The organism is Actinomadura sp. HBU206391 (genome assembly GCF_014323665.1).
Lineage (GTDB): Bacteria > Actinomycetota > Actinomycetes > Streptosporangiales > Streptosporangiaceae > Actinomadura_C.
Genome location: NZ_JABVEB010000076.1, coordinates 1 through 19073, shown reverse-complemented (window position 1 = coordinate 19073; position 19073 = coordinate 1). Strand labels below are relative to the sequence as shown.

At 69.2% G+C, this 19073-nt stretch carries 18 protein-coding genes and 1 riboswitch; of the genes, 7 read left to right on the top strand and 11 right to left on the bottom strand.

All coding sequences use genetic code 11. From position 1 onward, the window contains the following. Nucleotides 1–17: 17 nt before the first annotated feature. The 3 genes from HKK72_RS21465 (at nt 18) to HKK72_RS21455 (ending at nt 3646) form a co-directional block, all read left to right on the top strand. Entirely contained in the window at nt 18–1148 is a 1131-nt protein-coding gene (locus HKK72_RS21465) for a TRM11 family SAM-dependent methyltransferase (RefSeq protein WP_315987370.1), read from the top strand. 146 nt (nt 1149–1294) lie between these two features. Next, entirely contained in the window at nt 1295–2686 is a 1392-nt protein-coding gene (locus HKK72_RS21460; protein ID WP_187236193.1) for a hypothetical protein, read from the top strand. 168 nt (nt 2687–2854) lie between these two features. Then, nucleotides 2855–3646, top strand: coding sequence for an MHYT domain-containing protein (locus HKK72_RS21455; RefSeq protein ID WP_187236192.1), 792 nt, complete (start codon nt 2855–2857; stop codon nt 3644–3646). A 36-nt stretch (nt 3647–3682) separates the two neighbouring features. Here the strand turns inward: HKK72_RS21455 and HKK72_RS21450 are convergent, their stop codons facing one another. From HKK72_RS21450 to HKK72_RS21435, 4 genes are all read right to left on the bottom strand, one after another. Then, nucleotides 3683–4534 (bottom strand): GDSL-type esterase/lipase family protein, encoded by an 852-nt coding sequence (locus HKK72_RS21450; protein WP_261987041.1) that lies wholly within the window; start codon nt 4532–4534, stop codon nt 3683–3685. Nucleotides 4535–4756: 222 nt separating this feature from the next. Further along, on the bottom strand, nt 4757–5032 hold the full coding sequence (locus HKK72_RS21445) for an antibiotic biosynthesis monooxygenase family protein (RefSeq protein WP_315987372.1): 276 nt from the start codon (nt 5030–5032) through the stop codon (nt 4757–4759). A 78-nt stretch (nt 5033–5110) separates the two neighbouring features. After that, nucleotides 5111–5632, bottom strand: a complete 522-nt coding sequence (locus HKK72_RS21440; protein WP_187236190.1) for a hypothetical protein — start codon at nt 5630–5632, stop codon at nt 5111–5113. 1 nt (nt 5633) lies between these two features. Continuing rightward, nucleotides 5634–6248: a DUF6286 domain-containing protein gene (locus HKK72_RS21435; protein WP_187236189.1), complete on the bottom strand. Its 615-nt coding sequence runs from the start codon at nt 6246–6248 to the stop codon at nt 5634–5636. A 306-nt stretch (nt 6249–6554) separates the two neighbouring features. On the opposite strand from HKK72_RS21435, the gene HKK72_RS21430 reads away from it, so the two are divergent. After that, a complete protein-coding gene (locus HKK72_RS21430; RefSeq protein ID WP_261987039.1) occupies nt 6555–7421 on the top strand; it encodes a GDSL-type esterase/lipase family protein in 867 nt (288 codons plus the stop codon). 33 nt (nt 7422–7454) lie between these two features. Here the strand turns inward: HKK72_RS21430 and HKK72_RS21425 are convergent, their stop codons facing one another. The 5 genes from HKK72_RS21425 to gcvT form a co-directional block, all read right to left on the bottom strand. Next, a complete protein-coding gene (locus HKK72_RS21425) occupies nt 7455–8831 on the bottom strand; it encodes an L-serine ammonia-lyase (protein ID WP_187236188.1) in 1377 nt (458 codons plus the stop codon). A gap of 24 nt (nt 8832–8855) precedes the next feature. Further along, on the bottom strand, nt 8856–9686 hold the full coding sequence (locus tag HKK72_RS21420) for a DUF1963 domain-containing protein (RefSeq protein ID WP_187236187.1): 831 nt from the start codon (nt 9684–9686) through the stop codon (nt 8856–8858). A gap of 85 nt (nt 9687–9771) precedes the next feature. Further along, a complete protein-coding gene (gene glyA, locus HKK72_RS21415; RefSeq protein WP_315987369.1) occupies nt 9772–11028 on the bottom strand; it encodes a serine hydroxymethyltransferase in 1257 nt (418 codons plus the stop codon). Beyond that, nucleotides 11025–11417, bottom strand: a complete 393-nt coding sequence (gene gcvH, locus HKK72_RS21410; protein WP_187236186.1) for a glycine cleavage system protein GcvH — start codon at nt 11415–11417, stop codon at nt 11025–11027. The genes glyA and gcvH overlap by 4 nt, the downstream gene beginning before the upstream one ends. 17 nt (nt 11418–11434) lie before the next feature. Beyond that, nucleotides 11435–12541, bottom strand: coding sequence for a glycine cleavage system aminomethyltransferase GcvT (gcvT, locus tag HKK72_RS21405; protein ID WP_187236185.1), 1107 nt, complete (start codon nt 12539–12541; stop codon nt 11435–11437). Between the two features lie 161 nt (nt 12542–12702). Continuing rightward, nucleotides 12703–12799, bottom strand: a riboswitch (glycine riboswitch). Between the two features lie 143 nt (nt 12800–12942). Here gcvT and HKK72_RS21400 point away from each other — a divergent pair. Then, the gene (locus HKK72_RS21400) at nt 12943–14244 is read left to right on the top strand and encodes a M50 family metallopeptidase (protein WP_187236184.1); all 1302 of its coding nucleotides are present in this window, start codon (nt 12943–12945) and stop codon (nt 14242–14244) included. A 21-nt stretch (nt 14245–14265) separates the two neighbouring features. Here HKK72_RS21400 and HKK72_RS21395 read toward each other — a convergent pair whose 3' ends face one another. Continuing rightward, nucleotides 14266–15384, bottom strand: a complete 1119-nt coding sequence (locus HKK72_RS21395) for a PLP-dependent cysteine synthase family protein (RefSeq protein ID WP_187236183.1) — start codon at nt 15382–15384, stop codon at nt 14266–14268. Nucleotides 15385–15499: 115 nt separating this feature from the next. On the opposite strand from HKK72_RS21395, the gene HKK72_RS21390 reads away from it, so the two are divergent. After that, the gene (locus tag HKK72_RS21390) at nt 15500–16351 is read left to right on the top strand and encodes a hypothetical protein (protein WP_222720961.1); all 852 of its coding nucleotides are present in this window, start codon (nt 15500–15502) and stop codon (nt 16349–16351) included. A gap of 62 nt (nt 16352–16413) precedes the next feature. Here HKK72_RS21390 and HKK72_RS21385 read toward each other — a convergent pair whose 3' ends face one another. After that, nucleotides 16414–17940, bottom strand: a complete 1527-nt coding sequence (locus HKK72_RS21385) for an ATP-dependent DNA ligase (protein ID WP_187236182.1) — start codon at nt 17938–17940, stop codon at nt 16414–16416. Between the two features lie 113 nt (nt 17941–18053). Between HKK72_RS21385 and HKK72_RS21380 the strand changes: the two genes are divergently transcribed. Then, nucleotides 18054–18815 (top strand): hypothetical protein, encoded by a 762-nt coding sequence (locus tag HKK72_RS21380; RefSeq protein ID WP_187236181.1) that lies wholly within the window; start codon nt 18054–18056, stop codon nt 18813–18815. Nucleotides 18816–19073 lie beyond the last annotated feature (258 nt).

Genomic DNA, 19073 nt, shown 5'->3' with positions numbered 1-19073 from the left:
ACGCGGGAGAAGAACACGTGCGTCATCACGCGATCACGCGTGCCGATGTCCATGACCGGCCGACCATGCTGGCGCGAACCATCCGCGGGATCGAGCCCCTGGCCGCGGCCGAGATCGGCCGAATCGGCGTTGTACGGCGAATCCGCCACCGTGAGGTGTGGTTCGAGGTCCCGGATCCCGGACGGGTGCCGGAAGTACTGGATCTGCGAACCCCGGACGATGTCTTCGTCCTCGCCGCCGTGTACGACGGCATCGGGCGATCGAAGAGCTCCCTCCTGCGGCTGGCGCAGGGCGTACGGGAGACGTGCCTGACCGACCCGCCGGCACTGCCCGAGCGCGGTGGCGGCGCGGCAGAGGTCCGGGGCGTGGACGTCTCGGCGTCGTTCGTCGGCCGCCGCAACTACACGCGCTACGACATCGAGGACGCGGTCGGCGCGGAACTGGCCCGCGCACAGGATGTCGTCTACCACTCGCGCAGGGATGGCGCCGTGCCGCCGTGCGGTACGGCGTCATGGCGTGTCACCGTCGAGGGCGAGCAGGCGACGCTGGCGCTGCGGATGGCGGACCGGCCGCTGCACCGAAGGGCCTACAAACGCGCCTCCGTCGCCGGCACGCTGCATCCGCCGCTCGCCGCGGCGATGGCGCGTCTGGCCGGACTCGAGGGCGTGCGGAACGTCCTCGACCCCTGCTGCGGGGCGGGGACGCTTCTCTTCGAGGCGCGTGCGGCATCGGCCGGGCCCCGCCTGCTGGGCACGGACCTGGATCCGGCGGCGGTGCGCGTGGCGAAGGGCAACGCCACGGGGGCCGATCGGGCCGCCTGGGCGGTCGCCGACGCGGGACGGATCCCGCTGCCGGCCCGCAGTGTGGACCGGATCCTGGTCAATCCGCCCTGGCAGCGCCAGGTTCCGGCGGCCGGGTTGCTCAAGGGTGACCAGAGCATTCTGTGGAGGCAACTGCGGCGGGTGCTGACCGATGACGGATGCGCCGTCGCCCTGCTGCATGATCCGTCGACCGGGCTCGCGCTCGCCGCCGCGGCCGGCTTCCGGATACGGCGGACCATAGAGGTGAGCCTGTTCGGTGCCCATCCGGTGATCGGCGTGCTCAATCCGGCCGAGGCCGGGCTGGGCGGCCTGCGGCCCACACGCTGACCTGGGGCGACGGCCGGTATCGGCCATGACCTTGGTTCCCTGTCCGGCGGCGTGTGAGCTTGCTGCACCGACCGCGCATTCGGCACGAATTCGTACGAGGGCCGGCGCTCGAACGGCGCGGCCGCTTGAGGAGGCATCCGAGGGTCATGGCCGAGCCCATTCAGATCTCGAGATTTCCCGAGCCGTCACCAGAGGACTCCGTCAGCCTCGAGATCAGCGCCCATGACGGCGGCTCCCGCTTGGAGCTGGTGCTGGAGACGGCTCCGGGCGTCACGCGGTGGAAGGCGATCCAGGTGAGGTCGCTGTCCGGGCGGTTGCTGGCGGAGGTGGAGACACAGGGCGCCGACCACGGTCCTCAGGTCGCCATCGTCGAGGCTTCAGCACTGCCCGGAGCGCGGCTCGTCCTGGCCAAGGCCAAAGCCTTTGGCGCCCGTACCGCGATGTACGAGTTGCGCGGTCTCGACGTGCATGTGGGCGAGCGTCTGAAGTTCCTCTGGCAGCGCGACGACCATCGCGCCGGGCGGGTCGTCCGCTTCTCGCGCGACCTCGGCAGGAGAGGCAGCCATGTGTCGGACGCCATGGCGGACGCTGCCGAGGCCGCCGTGCACGCTGTGGGAGAGTTCGCGTCCGACGTGATCGAGACCGCTGGGACGGCGCTTCGGAACGGGCTCGAGATGAGCGGAGGCCGTCTCGCCCATCTCCCGATCATCGGCCCGAAGATCCGGTTCTTGCTCCACTGGCTCGCCACTGTCACGTCGACGGCGTTCGATCTCGTGGGGACGGCGCTGAAGGCGGTCTTCGACCTGGTGGGGGGCGTCGGCGGAGGAGCCATCCGGTTGGCGGGTGGGGGGATCGGCGGATTGGCGGCGCGGGACGGTCGTACGTTCGTCAAGGGCATCGGCGACGGCGTCTCGAGCCTTGCCGGTGCGCTCCTCGTCATCCTCGCCAAGACCGTGGCCTTCGTACAGGCGGTCCTCTTCATGCAGCTGGGCGAGCGGGCGCTGACGGAGGCGGAGCGCAGCCTGCTTCAGCAGGTCTTCCGGGGCTCGGTCGCGCTGTACAACGTCCGTGTTGTCCAGGGGTTCGCGGGCCTGTTCAGCGTGAACGTCCGTCCGTTCGCGCTCGGGAACACGATCTACATGAAACACGTGGACCTGGCCGCCGACCCCGACGCCCTCGTCCACGAGTGCACGCATGTCTGGCAGTTCCAGAGGGTCGGCACGCGCTACACCACGGACGCGCTCTGGGCCCAGGCGCGGGTCGCCGACACCTACAGCTGGGAAGCCGAGCTGGCCCGCGACCATCTGCGCTGGCAGGACTTCAACAAGGAGGCCCAGGCGGCGTTCCTCGAAAAGGTCTGGCGGTGGGGGGCGCTGAGCCGGGAGTCGATGACGGGCAGCGGCGTGTTCTACAAGGACGACCCGATCGGCGACGATGTCGAGTTCGTCAGCAGCATGGTGAACCACACCTCCCTGGCTCTGGAGAGCGTCGCCTACGTCAGGGGCGCGACCGCGTGGAGGCTGTCGGCTTTCCTCTGAGTGAATGGCCGGCCTCAGTCACGCATGTCCAATCGCGTAGCGTCAGTAGTGTTCGACTGTACGAAGCTGTGCAAAAATGCCCGATATGTTCCTTGCGTTCTAGTGTATCCCGGCGTCACCATGTTCCGATCATGGGTGTTTCTTAGGGGATATGCGGGGAAAACGTTCGTGGCTCATCTCAATCACTTCACCTTCGGTTGGTTCACCCCGCTGCTGGGCTTTCTAGGGTCTTTCGCGGGATCCCTGCTCGGCCTGCTGTGCACGGTCCGGGCCCAGGAATTCCGCCCGTCCGGGCGGCATGTCCGTTGGCTGCTCCTGGCGGCGCCGGCCATCGGCGGCACGGGCATCTGGATGATGCACTTCACGGCGATGCTCGGATTCGGCGTGGAGGACTCGGTCGTGCGATACGAGATCATCCAGACCGTCGTCAGCGCGATCGTCGCCATCGTGGTCGTCGGATGCGGTCTGTTCGTCGTCGGCTACGGCGAGCCGTCGGGACCGAAGATCGCCGTGGGGGGCGTCTTCACCGGGCTCGGTGTGGCGACGATGCACTACATGGGCATGGGCGCGATGCGCGTCGAGGGCGTGGTCGAATACGACATCGCCTTGGTGGCGCTGTCCGTCGTGATCGCCATCGTCGCGGCGACCGTTGCCCTGTGGTTCACCGTCGCGTTGCGCACCGGGCTCGCGGTCACCGTCGCCGCGCTCATCATGGGGTTGGCGGTGTGCGGCATGCACTACACCGGCATGGCCGCGCTGAGCATCAGGCTGGTCCCGGGACACGAGGACATCCATGGGGTCGACCCGATGAAGTTCATGCTGCCGGTCATCGGCTTCGCACTGTCGCTCCTCGCCGTGCTGCTGTTCGCAATCGTGACCGGCCCCACCGAAGACGATCTCGAGGTGCGGGCCCAGCTCTTCGACTCGACTCGCGCACCGCAGCCGAGAAACCTCGGCTAGTGACGCGGCTCGCGTGGTCGCGACCGGGGGCGTAGGTCACGCCTTCTGGGCGCGGGTCACCGCCGATGACCAGAAGCTCAGTTTGTAGGTCTCACTGGCGAGCACGGTCTGGCCCGCGGCGTTCGGGTGGAAGTAGTCCCACCCGCTCACCTGGGACAACTGGAACGGGTAGGAGAACACCGCGTTGCCGTCGAAGCGGCACGTGGGATTCTCGGCGCAGACCGCCGCCAGCACGCCGTTGAAGCTCACGACCCGGCCGCGTACGCGATCGCGCCGTGCCACGTCCGCCGCCGCGGTGGACGTCGGGTTGGCCAGCAGCGACTGGCAGATGCCGAACAGCGACCACGCGGTACGGGCGGCGAAGTCGTCCTTGCCCACCTGCCACAGCCGCTTGACGTCTGGAATGCTCGCCACGAAGATCTGCGCGTTCGGAGCGCCTTGACGCAGGGTGTTCATCGCGGCGCGCAGCCGGGTCTCGAAGTCGGCGACCGACGTCATGGTCGACTCCGACGAGGTGCACGCGTCGTTGGCCCCGATCAGGATGGTGACGTAGTCGGCCCGCTGTGACACCGCCGAGGCGGCCTGACCGGCGAGGGCGTCGATCCTCGCCCCCGACGCGGCGTCGTTGTAGGCGACGAGGGAGCCGTTCAGAGCTCGCAGCCTGAGGTAGTGGCTGCCCACCCCGGTGTCGGAGCCGCCGGACCACGAGCGGCTCGTGCAGTCGACGTACCACCCGCAGGCGTTGAACCCCCGGGTGATGGAGTCGCCCAGCGCGGCCATCCGCGCGGGGACGGGTGCGGCCGACGCTGGCGCGGCCGGCAGGCCGGCGACGAGCGCGGGGACGACCGACAGGAGAACGGCGATTCGGCGGAGCGGGGACCTGACCAACGGGCACCTCCGTTATGCGGGTGGGGACGGAAGCGCGCTCAGGCGGCGCTGCTGTGAGTGTGAGCGGCGATTTCGAACAGAGCAATACTCGTTGGTAGCTTTGTCGGCAAGCGATGAAGCGCCCCGGCCGGATTGTCGATTCTGCGTTTCTGTCCGCCGTTTCTCTTGTTTCGGCAGTACGTAATCGCGGATGAAGAACTCCTGCCATTCCATTCGGAGCGGCTACGGGGCCTCGGCGGAGGAGATGCGGTACTTCATCACCTGCGCGTCACGGATCTCGCCCGTCTGCTCGGGCTCCGGGCCCGCGCCGCGGAACCGGTCGAGGTCGGCGTCCGACTCCCACTGCTCGTACACGTTGATCCGGCCCGGTTCGATCGGGTCGGCCGACAGGACGAAATCGAGGCAGCCGGGGGCGGTACGCGCCTGCCCTATGACACTCGAGCACCCGGCCAGGTACTCACTGCGGGTCTTCGGATCCACGTACAGCTTTCCGGACACGATGATCAAGACGGCTCCCAGGGTGCTCGGCGAACTGAATCGGCACGTTACGCCACGGCACTGACAGGACAGGGCGCCCTACGGGCAGACCAAACGGAACCGTACGATCGTCGGCAGCTCGTACATCTCGAGCTCGGTGCGGAGCCGGACCAGTGAGTCCTCACTGAGATGGCCGCGCAGCAGCGTGAGATCGGCGTCCTCGTCGCACACCACCGACACCACGAACCGCGACCACGCCGCGGACCCCGTGAGCCTGACCTGCACGCTCTGCACGCCCGGCAGGCGCCGTACCTCTTCGACCAGGTCGTCGGCCGCCACCCGTACGCGCACGCGGGTGCTCCAGCGGGTCAGGTTCAGCCGGCGCAGCACGGCCGCGCGCCCCTGCGCGAACAGCCAGAGCAGCCCGACCAGCGTGAGCGAGACGCTCAGTCCGGCCACGCCCGGCCAGAACCACGGCGGTCCGGCCGCGAGGCGGGACATCGCCGGATCGAGCACCGGCCGGCCGGCCGGTGAAGGGCCGAGACCGCCGAGGCCGACGCACAGCGCCGCGGCCCCACAGGCGGCCATCGCGAGGCCGATGAAGGTGAGCCCGGGCCGCATGTCAGTCCCGTCTCCAGTTCAGCCGTACGGCCACGCGCCGCCATCGGATCGGGTCGATCTCCTCGAGCCGGACCGCCACGGCGGTGCCGACCAGGTCGGCGAGGTTGCCCGGATTGCGAAACTCCGTGGTGGCGTGCACGACGACCCGGCGCCGGATCCGGCCGCGCAGCCGTACGGTGACGCGGGCGATGCCGGGCACGCCGAGCGCGGCGGCGCCCAGCGAACGGCGCAGCCCGTTGCGGGTGATGGCCGCCGCGAGCTGCGGGTCGGTTCCCCGCAACGGCTCCATCCCGGTACGGCCGGGCAGCACGCCGAGCAGCAGCAGGACGACGCCCGCGGCCGTGAGCACGCCCGCCGCGAGCAGCGTCCGGGGGTCGTTCCAGCTCAGCTCGCGCAGGAGCGCGTTGCCGCGGGCGACCCACGCCTCGTGCACCGGCCGCCCGATCAGCCGCGAGACCACCTCGATGGTGGACAGCGCGCCGACGACGGTCAGCAGCCCGGCCGCGAACAGCGCCGCGGCCACCCTGCGCGGGCGGAACTCGCGCAGCGCGGCCCGCCGGGCCGCGCTCGGCGACACCGGCTCCTCGAGCAGATCCGTGAAATGAGTCTCGCTCATCGCCCTCCCCACAGAGCGCCGGGCGACCGCGCCCGACGCCGTTCAGTCTGGCCTAAAGAAAGGCCGGGACCTAGCACCTTCACGGCCTTGAGAGCGAACAATTGTGAGACCACGCCAAGTGCGTTAATGCTATTTGAACCGAGATTTGGGGATAACCAGGAATATGCCGAAATCAGTCCGGCGGACTTGTTTTTCTTGGCAAAACCATCGGCGAACATCGCCATGCGCGCGAGTTCGGCACGCACAATTGACAGCAGTGCCGCTTACGCGGTGCTTCCGCTCTGTCACCGGCCCAAGCAGGTGTCCATGCAGGTGTCCATGGTCCATCGCCCGGTCCGCGGTGCCCTGATCGTCATCTCTCTCGTGGTCGTCCTGGTGACGGGCCTGCCCGTCCTGCCGGTGTCGGCCGCGTTCATGCCGACCCGGATGTCCGTGCTCGGCGACTCCATCACCCGTGGGTTCAACGCCTGCGGCTGGTACGTCGACTGTGAGAGCCGTTCGTGGGCCGGCGGCTCCGAGGCCGTGGTGAACAGTCACTACGCGCGGCTGAGGGCGAGGAACCGTTCGCTGGTCGTCCACAACAACGCCGTGTCGCGGGCGAAGGTCGCCGCGCTGGAGGGCCAGGCGAGATCGGCGGTGGCCCAGCGTGCCGACTACGTCACGATCCTGATCGGAGCCAACGACGCGTGCACGTCATCGGAGCGGGCGATGACGTCGGTCGCCGATTTCGAGAGCCGGTTCCGGGACGCGATGAACACCCTCCACCAAGGGGTACCGGACGCGCTGATCTTCGTCTCGAGCATCCCCGACCTGAGGCGTCTCTGGCAGGTGGGCAAGGAGGACGCCGTCGCCAGGGTCGCCTGGACGCTGTTCGGCGTGTGCCGGTCCATGCTGTTCCACCCCTCGTCCACAGCGGCGGCCGACGTGACCAGGCGTGCTCATGTGCGCAGGCGGGTCATCGCCTTCAACCGGGTCCTCGCCGGGGTCTGCGCGGAGCACCCGAGATGCAGATCCGACGGCAACGCGGTCTTCTCCTACCCCTTCACCCTGTCGGAGGTCAGTCGCTGGGACTTCTTCCATCCGAACGGCAGCGGCCAGGCGGCGCTCGCACGGCTCACGTTCAACGCGGGCTTCTGGTCGCCGACCGCGACCCGCCGAGCCAGACGCGCCTGATCGTCGAGCGGCCGTCCACGACCTGAACGACGGTCAGCACTCGATGACGTTGACGGCGAGGCCGCCGCGGCTCGTCTCCTTGTACTTGTCGAGCATGTCGCGGCCGGTGTCGCGCATCGTCTTGATCGCCTTGTCGAGGGAGACGAAGTGCTCGCCGTCTCCGCGCAGGGCGAGGCGGGCGGCGCTGATGGCCTTGATGGAGGCCACCGCGTTGCGCTCGATGCACGGCACCTGCACAAGCCCGCCGACCGGATCGCAGGTCAGGCCCAGATTGTGCTCGATGCCGATCTCGGCGGCGTTCTCCACCTGCTCGGGGCTTCCGCCGAGGACCTCGGTGAGCCCGGCGGCCGCCATCGAGCAGGCCGAGCCGACCTCGCCCTGGCAGCCCACCTCGGCCCCGGAGATGGAGGCGTTCTGTTTGAACAGTGCCCCGATCGCGCCGGCGGTGAGGAGAAACCGGATCACCCCGTCGTCGTCGGCGCCGGGCGTGAACCGGTCGTAAAAGTGCAGAACGGCCGGGATGATGCCGGCGGCGCCGTTGGTCGGGGCGGTGACGATGCGGCCGCCGGCGGCGTTCTCCTCGTTGACGGCGAGCGCGAACAGCGTCACCCAGTCCATGGCCTGCAGCGGATCCTCGGCCGGGTGTTCGCCGGTCAGCTCACGGTGCAACTGCGGGGCCCTGCGGCGTACCTTCAGCCCGCCCGGCAGCAGGCCCTCCTCGGCGTAGCCACGGCTCACGCACTCGCGCATGACACGCCAGAGATCCAGCAGCCCGGTCCGAATCTCCGTTTCGGAGCGGCCGAAGGCCTTCTCGTTCTCCAGCATCAGCGCCGAGATCGGCAGGCCGGTCTTTCGCGTCCACTCCAGGAGCTCGGCGGCGTCGCCGAACGGATGGGGCAGCACGGTGTCGTCGGCCTTGATCCGGTCGGCGCCCGTGGCGTTCTCGTCGACGATGAAGCCGCCGCCCACCGAATAGTAGATCCGGGAGCGCAGCTCGGCGCCCGCGACGTCGTGGGCGGTGAACCGCATCCCGTTCGGGTGTCCGGGAAGGGACTTCTTGCGCTCGAAGACGAGGTGGTCGCCGATCACGAACGGCACCTCGCGCTCGCCGAACAGCCGCAGCGTGCCCTGCGCACGGATGCGCTCGACGCGCTCCGCCACCGTGTCGACGTCGACGAGCTCGGGCTTGTCGCCTTCGAGGCCGAGCATGACGGCCTTGTCGCTGCCGTGTCCCTTGCCGGTCAGGCCGAGCGAGCCGTACAGCACGGCCCGTACCGACGCGGTCTCACCGAGCAGACCGTCGCCGCGCAGGCCGCGCGCGAACCGGTGGGCGGCCGCCATCGGGCCGCCCGTGTGCGAGCTCGACGGCCCGATGCCTATCTTGAACAGGTCGAAGACACTGATCGCCATCGCTGTCGCCCGCTCCGTTCCGGATCAACAGCTCTGGCCGTTGAACGCGACCTGGCTGAAGTCGCCCGAGCGGAGGGCCTCCGTCGGGATGGTGAAGTAGACGACCCCCGCGTCACCGAACGACCACTGGTCGAAGGGGTCGATCTGGAGCAGATGGGTGTGCGTCCCCTCCTCGGGCATGACCCCTCCCTGCAGCAGTGACGGCCAGCCGAAGGCCTGGTGCGCCCCGCTGTCCATCGCATGAAACCCCGACTCTCGCCACGCGTCGATGAAGGAGCTCGTCAGGTCCCAGGGAGAGGTCTCCTCATGGCCGGGACCGAAGTCGAGATCATGAACGACGTTGTCCTCCCATAGGTCCGGGATTGTGATCATCGGCGTCGCGCACAGTGGCGACCAGGCGTACCTGCGGGCGGGATCCGGCGCCGGCACCTCCTCGGCGCGGGCCGGGTCCGCAGCGATGACCCGCCAGGTCCTCGGGTCCTCGAAATGATCGCCGGGAAGACGTTGGCGTTCCTCGTATGAGAAATCCGGGTCGAAATAGAAGAAATTCAACAGACCCGGACGGCAGGGGAGTTGGTCACCGAGTTCGGGGGCCAGCGCGTCGGTGTCGAGGACGGCGAGCAGGCTGAGCGGTATCCCCTCGTACTCCGGCCAGGGCGTGCCCGGCTCCAGCAGCGCCGGACCGCCCACACCGCACTCGCCCGCAGCGAGTTCCTCGTCGTCGACGGCGTCGAGGCGGACGCCCGGCCGCGCCATCGCGGCCAGCTGCCGTCCGGCGTGCTCGCCCAGGTGCTCGACGCACAGTGCGAGCAGGTCCGTTCGCTGTTTTCGCAGATCCGGTTCCTGGGAATTCATGGTCGCCCTCCAGGGTCGTGAGGATGTCCCGGCCACTGAGATCACCGGAATGAGTGATCTTATGGCCGGCGCGGTCCCCAGGGGGTCACAGACCGGGATAGAGCGGGTGCTTGTCGGCGAGGGCCCGGGTACGGGCGCTCAGCGCGGCGATGTCGCAGGACGGCTGCAGCGCCAGGGCGAGGATGTCGGCCACCTCGGCGAAGTCCTCGGCCTGAAAGCCCCGGGTGGCGAGCGCCGGCGTACCGACGCGCAGGCCCGAGGTCACCATCGGAGGGCGCGGGTCATTGGGCACCGCGTTGCGGTTGACCGTGATGCCGATCTCGTGCAGCCGGTCCTCGGCGTCGCGCCCGGTGAGCTCGGAGTCGACCAGATCGACGAGCACGAGGTGCACGTCGGTGCCGCCGGTGAGGACCTTCACCCCGGCCTTGGCCGCGTCGTCCTCCATCAGCCGCTCGGCGATCAGCCGGGCGCCTTCGAGGGTACGGGCCTGCTGCTCGCGGAACGGCTCGGAGGCGGCGATCTTCAGAGCCACGGCCTTGGCCGCGATGACGTGCTCAAGCGGCCCGCCCTGCATGCCCGGGAACACCGCCGAGTTGATCTTCTTGGCGTACGGCTCGCGGCACAGGATCAATCCGCCGCGCGGGCCGCACAGCGTCTTGTGCGTCGTTGTCGTCACCACGTCGGCGTACGGTACGGGAGAGGGGTGCAGCCCGGCCGCCACCAGGCCGGCGAAGTGCGCCATGTCGACCATGAGCAGGGCCCCGACCGAGTCGGCGATCTCGCGGAAGGCGGCGAAGTCCAGCTGCCGGGGGTACGCCGACCAGCCCGCCACGATCATCTTCGGGCGGTGCTCGGCGGCGAGGGCGGCGACCTCCTCCATGTCGACCAGGCCGTCGTCAGGACTCACGTGATAGGGCACCACGTTGAGCGTCTTGCCGGAGTAGTTGAGCCGCATGCCGTGGGTGAGGTGCCCGCCGTGGGCGAGGTCGAGGCCCAGGATCGTGTCGCCCTGCTGCAGGAGGGCGAAGTAGACCGCCGTGTTGGCCTGTGCCCCCGAGTGCGGCTGCACGTTGGCATGATCGGCGCCGAACAGGGCCTTGGCCCGGTCGATCGCGAGTTGCTCGGTGACGTCCACATGCTCACAGCCGCCGTAGTAGCGCCGTCCGGGGTAGCCCTCGGCGTACTTGTTGGTCAGCACCGAACCCTGGGCCTCGAGTACCGACACCGGCGCGAAGTTCTCCGATGCGATCATCTCCAGCGTGGACCGCTGGCGGGCGAGCTCGGCGTCGAGCGCCGCCGCGACCTCGGGGTCCACGGAGGCGAGCGGGTCGTACATGCTCATTGGTCATGCTCCTCGATGAGCTTCGAATAGGCGCCGGCGTCGAGCAGCCCGTCGTGGTCGCCCGTCGTGCGCACCTTGAACAGCCAGCCCTCACCGTACGGATCGGTGTTGATCACGCTGGGATCGTCGATGACGGCGGCGTTGACGGCGGTCACCTCGCCCGTGACGGGCGCGTAGACGTCGCTCACCGACTTCGTGGACTCGGCCTCGCCGCACGGCTCGCCGGCCGACACGTCGGCGCCCTCCTCGGGCAGCGACACATAGACGATGTCGCCGAGTGCGTCGGCCGCGTAGGCCGTGATGCCGACCGTGACCACGCCGTCCTCGGCGTCGTGGTCGGCGATCCACTCGTGTTCCTCCGTGTAACGGAGCTGCTCAGGAACGCTCACGACTCTCTCTCCCAAGATCAGGAACGCTTGTAGAAGGGCAGGGCCACCACTTCGGCCGGCTCGGGCCGGCCGCGGACGTCGACCGCGAGTCCGTCGGTGTCGACGCCGGTGTTCAGATATGCCATGGCGATCGGGTGGCCCAGCGTCGGCGACGGGGCACCGCTCGTCACGACCCCGCAGGGCGTGCCGTCCGACGTGACCACGTCGTACCCATGTCTGGGCACACGACGCCCCCGCGTGACCAGCCCGACGAGGGTGCGCCCGGGCGGCGTCTGCGAGAGCGCGGTGAATACCGTCTTGCCTACGAAATCACCTGGTTTGTCGAGCTTCACCACCCGGCCGAGCCCCGCGTCGTACGGCGTGGTCTCCGTGGAGAGTTCGTTGCCGTAGAGCGGCATGCCCGCCTCGAGCCGTAGGGTATCTCGGGCGGACAGCCCGGCCGGCCGCAGGTCCTCGCCGCCGGCCTCGGCCAATGCCTGCCACAGCCGTACGGCGTCGGTGTGCGCGACGAACAGCTCGAAGCCGTCCTCGCCCGTGTAGCCGGTACGGGCGATCAGGGTGTCGATGCCCGCGACCCGCCCCGCCATGATCGCGTAGTACTTGAGCTCGCCGAGCGGCGCGTCGGTGATGCCGGCGAGGATCTCGTGAGCCCTGGGGCCCTGTATCGCGATCAGGCCGTACGACTCGGAGCGGTCGTCCACGGCGGTCTCGTACCCCTCGCTGCGCGCGAGCAGTTCCGACCGTACGGTCGCGCTGTTGGCGGCGTTGGCGACGACCAGGAACGTCTCGTCGGCGACCCGGTAGACGATCAGGTCGTCGAGCACACCGCCCGCGGCGTCGCAGATCATCGTGTACCGCGCCCGGCCGACCGCCAGGGCGGACAAATTGCCCACCAGGGCGTAGTCGAGCGCCGCGGCGGCCTGGGGCCCGGAGAGGAAGATCTCGCCCATGTGGGAGAGGTCGAACAACCCGGCGCTGGTGCGCACGGCCGTGTGCTCGGCGGTCTCGCTGCCGTAGCGCAGCGGCATCAGGTGACCGGCGAAGTCGACGAGGTTCGCGCCGAGGCCGACATGGACCTCGTGCAGCGGCGTTTTCTTCGCGGTCGCGTCAGTTGGCGCGGACATCGGGACAGGCTCCTTATGACGCGGCTCGTGGGGTCATCGTCCCACCAGAACACCGTGCAGTGTCGGCGCCTCCCCCTCTGTCATCGGTGCCTGAGAGCTTCACCCCGTGGCGGGGCTTGCACCTTCGGCGGAGGACGAAGTCCCCGCTTTCCAGAGGTCGCCTGGCTCATGCGGTCCGTTGGCCTGAGAGGTTCCGGGGAGGAGTTGCTCCTTCGGCGGCCCGCACCGGCTGTGGGGGCGCTCTCCCGCACGAGATCGACAGCTGCCCATCAGGCTAGCAGTTCGGTGCTCACGCGCCGTCGTGTCGATTTCCCGCCGCGAGATGACTTACCGACACCACGCTGCACTGTGCGCATAACGTACGCTGATTTCGACTCGGCAGAGATCACGGAGGCGAACGGATGGAAGCGCTGATCATTCTCGGCGGGGCGGTGCTGTTCTTCCTCCTGCTCATGGTTTCGATCGCCCTGCACGAGCTCGGTCACATGTCCTTCGCCAAGTTGTACGGCGTCCGGGTCCCCCAGTACATGGTCGGTTTCGGCCCGACACTGTGGTCGCGGCGCAAGGGCGAGACCGAGTACGGCATCAAGTGGATCCCGCTCGGCGGCTACATCCGGATGATCGGCATGCTGCCGCCGCGCAAGGACGACGCCGAGGGCAAGGTGCGCACGTCCTCGACGGGCCCGTTCCAGAGCCTGATCGAGTCGGCGCGGGGTGCCGCGCTGGAGGAGGTCCGGCCGGGCGATGAGGACCGGGTCTTCTACAGCAAGAAGTGGTGGCAGAAGCTCCTGATCATGTTCGCCGGGCCGGCCATGAACATTCTGCTGGCCGTGGTTTTCTTCGGCGTTCTGATCATGGGGATCGGGCTCGACACCGCCACCCCCACGGTCAGTTCGGTCGCCAAGTGCGTCGTCCCCGCCGCCGAGGCGGGCCGCGAGTGCAAGGCGGGGGAGCAGCCGACGCCCGCGGCGGCGGCCGGGCTCAAGGCCGGCGACCGGATCGTGTCCTACGACGGCAAGAAGATCGGTTCCTATGAGCAGTTGCAGGGACTGATCAGGGGATCCGGTGGCAGGACGGTGGCCCTCGTCGTCGAGCGGCAGAACGCGAACCTCCCCCTGACCGTCAACGTGACGACCAACCAGATGCTCTCGCTGACCGACCCCGACAAGGTGGAGAAGGTCGGCTTCCTCGGCATCACGCCGCTCATCGCCAAGGAGCGGCAGGGCCCGGGCACCGTGGTCGACTACATGGGCGAGCTCACCCAGCAGACGGTCGGCGCCCTGTTCCGGATGCCGCAGAAGATGGTCGGGGTCTGGAACGCGGCCTTCAGCGACCACACCCGTGATCCGGAGGGGCCGATCGGCGTCGTCGGAGCCAGCCGCATCGGCGGTGAGATCCTCGCCTCCGACAACGAGGGCATCAACAAGCTGTCGTGGTTCATCTCGGTGCTGGCCTCGGTGAACTTCGCGATCGGGGTGTTCAACCTGATCCCGCTGCTGCCCCTGGACGGAGGCCACATCGCGGGCGCTCTCTGGGAGGCGCTGAAGCGCGGGTTCGCCAAGCTCGTCCGCAGGCCCGACCCCGGCTACGTCGACGTGGCCAAGGCCCTGCCGCTCACCTATGCGATGGCGGTCGTGATCATCGTCATGGGTGCACTGCTCATCTATGCCGACCTGGTCAACCCCATCCACTTCACGGGTTAGCCCACCCTGGCCGGGGACCCTTCACGGCTGGGACGGCTGGGACGGACAGAGTTCGCCGGTCTCGAGGAACGTGTGGAGGGCCTTGAGGTAGGGATCGATGTCGATGCCCTTCGCGGCCAGCCAGGCGTCCGAGCGGTAGGTGTCGGCGTACCGCTCACCACCGTCGCAGATCAGGGTGACGACGCTGCCCCGCTCGCCCCGCGCGCGCATCTCGCTGATCAACCGAACGACGCCCCACATGTTGGTGCCGGTGGACCCGCCGACGCTGCGGCCCGAGACCTCGCTGGTCCAGCGCATCGCCGCGACCGAGGCGCCGTCGGGGACCCGGATCATCCGGTCGATCACGGTCGGCAGGAACGATGGTTCCACCCGGGGGCGTCCGATGCCCTCGATGCGCGACCCCGGCGCCGTACGGCCGTAGTCGCCGGACGCCCAGCCCTCGAAGAACGCCGAGCCCTCCGGGTCGACGACCGTCATGCGGGTCTGGAGGCGGCGGTAACGCAGGTAGCGGCCGATCGTCGCCGAGGTTCCGCCCGTGCCGGCGCTGACGACGATCCAGGCGGGCACGGGATAGCGCTCCAGCGACAGCTGGCTGAAGATCGACTCGGCGATGTTGTTGTTGCCCCGCCAGTCGGTGGCCCGCTCGGCGTAGGTGAACTGGTCCATGTAGTGGCCGCCGGTCTCCTCGGCCAGCCGCCCCGACTCCGCGTAGATCGCCGCCGGGTCGTCCACGAAATGACAGCGCCCGCCCTGGAACTCGATCAAGGCGATCTTCTCCGGGCTGGTGGTCCGGGGGATCACCGCGATGAAGGGCAGGCCGAGCAGCCGGGCGAAGTAGGCCTCGCTGACGGCCGTCGAACCGCTCGACGCCTCGATGATCGTGCTGTCCTCTTTTATCCATCCGTTCGCCAGACCGTAAAGGAACAGTGATCGCGCCAGCCGATGCTTGAGCGAGCCGGTGGGATGCACCGACTCGTCTTTCAAGTACAGGTCGATTCCCCATTCCGGTGGCAAGGGGAAGACATGGAGGTGCGTGTCGGCGCTCCGGTTGGCGTCGGCCTCGACCTTCCGGACCGCCTCGGCGCTCCAGCTGCGGCAGGCCGGATCGCACCGGTCGAGGCTGGTATCGGTTGGCTCCATAATCAAATTCTTTCCGGTGCGATAATTCGGGTAGGTGAGGTTGCATGCGCCCCCCGTACGCACGGGGGTGGGCGGCAACGGGCTGGTCGCAGATGGTGGGGGGCGCTGTCAGGATATGGGGGACTTGTTCGCACACCGGATCCTGGACACCGGCCGGCTGCCGCTCTTCTGCTTCTTCGTGGCGTTCATCGTGACGTTCGTGCTGACGCGCGTCAACGTACGCCTGATCCGGGCGAACGTGGGCTGGTGGTTCAGGAACCTCCAGACCGGTGACCTGCACATCCATCATGTCGTGTTCGGCGTGGTGCTGATGCTGGTCGGCGGGGTGACCTCGTTCGCGACGCCGGACGGCTACGACGCCCCGTACGTCGTCGCGGCATCGGTCTTCGGGATCGGCTCGGCCCTGGTGCTCGACGAGTTCGCTCTGATCCTGCACCTGCGCGACGTCTACTGGGCCGAGGAGGGGCGGGCGTCGGTCGACGCGGTGTTCGTCGCGCTGGCCCTCACCGGGCTGTTGCTGCTCGGCGCCCGGCCGGTCGGTTTCACCGGGGTCGAGGAGGACTCGGGCAAGGAATCGCTGCTCAACCCGCTGATCCCGCCGAGCATCTATCTCCTCTCGCTGGTCGTCAACCTCTCCCTCGCGGTGGTCACGCTGCTCAAGGGCAAGATCTGGACCGGGCTGATCGGGTTGTTCGTCCCGCTGTTCGTCTATGTCGGCGCGGTTCGGGTGGCCCGGCCGGGCTCACCGTGGGCACGCTGGCACTACCAGCCGGACTCGCGGCGGTACCGGCGGGCCCTGCATCGCGAGGTGCGGTTCCGGTATCCGCTGATCCGCGGCAAGATCTGGGTGCAGGAGGTCATCGCCGGACGGCACGACCTGATCCTGGCCGACCACCTGCAGCGGCAGCGGACCCGGCTCAGGGACGAGCGCAAGAGCATCTCCGGCCCGAGACCCCCAACTGGCTGAACCATCGCGGCCGCCGGCCCGGATCAGTCGCCCGGATCAGGCGCCCAGATCAGGCGCGCAGATCAGTCGGGCAGTGCGGCGATGGTGCGGACGGTGTCGACCGTGTCGGCCTCGGCGGCGGTCTTGTCCGGGCGGTGCCGCAGCACCCGCGCGAACCGCAGGGCCATCCCGCCCGGGTAGCGGGGGCTGCGCTGCACCCCGTCGAAGGCGATCTCGACCACCAGCTCCGGCCGCACATGGACGGTCCACGAGTCGTCGCTCACCGCCAGCTCGCGCAGCCGCTCGGTCTGCCAGGCCAGCATCTTGTCGGTGAGGCCCTTGAAGGTCTTGCCGAGCATCACGAACCCGCCGGTCGCCGGGTCGCGTGCGCCGAGGTGCAGGTTCGACAGCAGGCCCTTGCGCCGTCCGTGCCCCCACTCGACGGCCAGCACGACCAGGTCGAGGGTGTGCCGCGGCTTGACCTTGATCCAGCCGGCCCCTCGGCGCCCCGCCGTGTAGGGGGTGTCGAGCGACTTGACCATGGCGCCCTCGTGGCCCTGCGCGACGGCGCCGGTGAAGAACTCGGTCGCCTCGGCCGCCGACCCCGTCACCAGTCGCGGCATCAGCAGCTCATCGGGGATCACGCCCGCCAGCGCCGCCTGCCGCTCCGCGCCCGGCAGGTCCAGCAGGTCGGCGCCGTCCAGATGCAGCATGTCGAACAGGAACACCGAGAGCGGCACACCGGGATCCTTGTGGCTCGCGGTGCGGGCGGAGGTGATCTGGAAGGGATGGGGGCGCCCGTCGGGGCGTAGCGCGATGAGCTCGCCGTCGAACACGGCCGACCGCACGGGCAGATCGCGCAGCGCCGTCACGACCTCGGGCAGCCGATCGGTGATGTCGTCGAGCGTGCGGGTGAAGACCCGGGTGCCGGAGCCGGTGACATGGATCTGGGCGCGGACGCCGTCGAGTTTCCACTCCACCGCCACCTGCGCGTCGGGCGCGCCGAGCCGGTCGAACGCCTCGTCCATGGACGGCGCGCTCGCGGCGAGCATCGGCTTGACCGGGCGCCCGACCTCGAGGCCGAAGCCGCCGAGCCCCTCGGCCCCCTGGGCCAGCGCGGCGGTCGCCACCGGAGGGAGGGATCCCCGGAGCATCGCCGCGCGCCGTACCGCCGCCGCCGGCACATCCGCCGCGGCCGCCACGGCGTCGGCCATCACACCGTCCAAGGCGCCCTGGCGGAGTTCGCCGGCCAGCAGCCGGATCAGGAAGTCCTGTTCCTCCTTCGTGGCGCGGCTCAGCAGGGCGTGCAGACGCTCTCGCCGCCCGGCGACCGAGCCCTTGCCGGACATCGCGCCGATCTCGGAGAAGGCCGCGTCGACCTCGGCCACGGTCAGACCGGCCTCGCCGGCGGACGGCGGCACGTCGCGGAAGGCGGCGTACCCGACCCCGATCTGGCGCTGCGGCAGCTCACCGGACAGGTAGGCGACGGTGACCGCCGCCTCGGCCGGGCCGGCGTCCCGCAGGCATCGGGCGAGCAACTCGATCTTGACGCGGCGGGCGGACGAGCCTGCCACGGCACGAGACGTCCGGGCGATCTCCGTGAGCAGCACATCCTCATTGTGTCCCCCGACGGTGACAGAACGGCGGACCCCCTGGATCGATCACACCCGGACTGTTTAGGTTTCTGGGAGTAGGCGATGAGATCGGTGGAGTTGGGAGCCGGATGGGCCTGCCGCGACCTTCAGAACCCTTCCATCGCGTCTACTCGCCGCCCGAGCCGCCGTCGACCGCCACGCGCAGGTCGGCCGTCGTCGGGATCTTCACGGTGGTGGCGGCGTTCGCGGTGGCCGCGTCAGTGGTCCTGGTCCTGCTCTCCGGGCGAGGTTCGGGCGATCGCTCCGGCCACGGCACCGGCGACGGTGCCACCGGGGCCGCGCGGTCGTCGGCGCGGATCGCTCCACCGCGGTCCGTGCCCCCGTCGCCGCCGGCGGGGACGCTGACCGTGCTTCCGGCGCCGTGCGGCATGGTGGCCCGGCCGACGGTGGAACGCCTGGTGCCGAGGGCGAGGAGCGAGCAGAGCGCCAACTCGACGCTCGGCACCTGCACCTACGCCTCCGCGAGGGCCGGCTCGCGGTGGCTGCGGGTCGAGACCCGCCTCTTTGATCCGGTGGACGGCACCGACCCGGTCGCGGCCGCGAGCGGCTTCTTCGCCGCCCAATGGACGCGTGCCCGGAACGATCCGGTGGTACGGACCGTCAGCCTGGAACGCCAGGGCGGGCTCGGCGACGAGGCCTACCGCTGGTACAAGATCGACAAGGGTCAGCCGACCGTCGTGGGAGAGGTGGCGGTCCGGTTCCGCAACGCGGTGATGACCGTCAGTTACAGCGGAGAGGCACCGGGTGCCGACGACAGCCCCGTGAATGAGCGAATGTACCTCACCGAGGCGACCGGTGTAGTGCGCGAAGGTCTCGACGCGTTGGAATAGGGCCCGCTCGCCGAGCTTCTCCTAACTTTCTTCCACCATTCTGACCTGAACCGGCCGACAGCGGGATTTGCAGGCGTCCTAACTCGTAGGGTTGTTCCCCGTAACAAGGGGCGGGGCAGCCGGGTGGCAACGGAATGCGTCGGTCTGGTTACGCGATTTGGGGGTACGAAGAACGGCAGTGACGTTTCTTCGGCTCGCGCGTCACCTGGAGGAGGAGGCGACGGATGTGACCGCGGCACGCGCCGGCGTATCCTGGGT

What these genes read in the sequence shown, in the direction of transcription:
- HKK72_RS21460 (WP_187236193.1), top strand. Translation starts at nt 1,295, where the DNA reads ATGGCCGAGCCCATTCAGATCTCGAGATTTCCCGAGCCGTCACCAGAG.
- HKK72_RS21440 (WP_187236190.1), bottom strand. Translation starts at nt 5,632, where the DNA reads ATGCGGCCCGGGCTCACCTTCATCGGCCTCGCGATGGCCGCCTGTGGG.
- HKK72_RS21435 (WP_187236189.1), bottom strand. Translation starts at nt 6,248, where the DNA reads ATGAGCGAGACTCATTTCACGGATCTGCTCGAGGAGCCGGTGTCGCCG.
- HKK72_RS21430 (WP_261987039.1), top strand. Translation starts at nt 6,555, where the DNA reads ATGCAGGTGTCCATGGTCCATCGCCCGGTCCGCGGTGCCCTGATCGTC.
- HKK72_RS21425 (WP_187236188.1), bottom strand. Translation starts at nt 8,831, where the DNA reads ATGGCGATCAGTGTCTTCGACCTGTTCAAGATAGGCATCGGGCCGTCG.
- HKK72_RS21420 (WP_187236187.1), bottom strand. Translation starts at nt 9,686, where the DNA reads ATGAATTCCCAGGAACCGGATCTGCGAAAACAGCGAACGGACCTGCTC.
- glyA (WP_315987369.1), bottom strand. Translation starts at nt 11,028, where the DNA reads ATGAGCATGTACGACCCGCTCGCCTCCGTGGACCCCGAGGTCGCGGCG.
- gcvT (WP_187236185.1), bottom strand. Translation starts at nt 12,541, where the DNA reads ATGTCCGCGCCAACTGACGCGACCGCGAAGAAAACGCCGCTGCACGAG.
- HKK72_RS21400 (WP_187236184.1), top strand. Translation starts at nt 12,943, where the DNA reads ATGGAAGCGCTGATCATTCTCGGCGGGGCGGTGCTGTTCTTCCTCCTG.
- HKK72_RS21395 (WP_187236183.1), bottom strand. Translation starts at nt 15,384, where the DNA reads ATGGAGCCAACCGATACCAGCCTCGACCGGTGCGATCCGGCCTGCCGC.
- HKK72_RS21390 (WP_222720961.1), top strand. Translation starts at nt 15,500, where the DNA reads ATGGGGGACTTGTTCGCACACCGGATCCTGGACACCGGCCGGCTGCCG.
- HKK72_RS21380 (WP_187236181.1), top strand. Translation starts at nt 18,054, where the DNA reads ATGGGCCTGCCGCGACCTTCAGAACCCTTCCATCGCGTCTACTCGCCG.